The sequence below is a fragment of the Embleya sp. NPDC059213 genome, from assembly GCF_042754445.1.
In the GTDB taxonomy this organism is placed as follows: Bacteria; Actinomycetota; Actinomycetes; order Streptomycetales; family Streptomycetaceae; genus Embleya.
This window is the reverse complement of sequence record NZ_JBHZAV010000427.1, coordinates 1-1068: the sequence shown is the minus strand read 5'-3', so window position 1 is coordinate 1068 and position 1068 is coordinate 1. Positions and strand designations below refer to the sequence as shown.

Here is a 1068-nt window from a genome sequence, read left to right as displayed (position 1 = left end):
GCGACGACGTTCGCCACCTACCATCGGCTCGAAGCCGCGATCGCCGCCGATCGGCCGCTGCCGTTGGGTCGGCCGATGCCCGGCATGCGCGCCTACGTCCTGGACGCCGGTCTGGGCCTGCTGCCCCCCGGTGTGCCGGGGGAGTTGTACCTGGCCGGCCCGGGTGTGGCCCGCGGCTACCCCAATCGGCCCGCCCTGACCGCCGAACGTTTCGTGGCCTGCCCGTTCGGTCCGGCGGGGGAACGGATGTACCGTACCGGCGACTTGGTGAAGTGGCGTACGGACGGGGCCGGGTTGGAGTTCTGTGGCCGCGTCGACGAGCAGGTCAAGATCCGCGGGTTCCGGATCGAACCGGGCGAGATCGAGACGGCGTTGACCGCGCACCCCGACGTGGCTCAGGCCGTCGTCGTCGCCCGCGCGGACCGGACCGGCGATCGGTGCCTCGTCGCCTATGTCGTGGCGACCCCCGGACAGACCCCGAGTCACGACGACTTGCGCGTGTGCCTGCGGGAACGGCTGCCCGACTACATGGTGCCGGCGGCCTTCGTGACCCTGGACGTGGTACCACTCACCTCCACCGGGAAACCCGATCGCGCCGCACTGCCCGCCCCCGAACACGACGACCCCCGACCCGGCGGACAACCCCCGCGCACCCCGCGCGAGCAGTTGCTGGCCGGGTTGTTCGCCGAGGTCCTCGGGCTGCCCGCGGTCGGTGCCGACGACGACTTCTTCGCTCTCGGCGGGCACTCCCTGCTCGGTACCCGTGTCATCGCCCGGATCCGCGCTGTCCTCGGCGCCGAGGTGGAACTGCGCACCCTGTTCGAGCACCCGACGGTCGCCGCTCTCGCGGCCCGCCTCGACACTGCGGGCCGGGCGCGTCCCGCGTTGGTGCCGGTGCCGCGGCTCGGGGTGGTGCCGCTCTCGTTCGCGCAACGAAGGTTGTGGTTCCTCCACCGCATGGAAGGTCCCAGCTCCACCTACAACGTTCCGTTGGCGTTGCGTTTGTCGGGTGTGCTCGATCGGGGTGCGTTGGAGCGGGCTGTGGTGGATGTGGTGGTGCGGCACGAG

1 protein-coding gene is annotated in these 1068 nt (G+C 71.5%); it reads left to right on the top strand.

Annotated elements, in window-relative coordinates; all coding sequences use genetic code 11:
• The coding region (locus tag ACFXMF_RS47785) for a phosphopantetheine-binding protein (protein WP_380018245.1) at nucleotides 1-1068 on the top strand (1068 nt) is incomplete at both ends.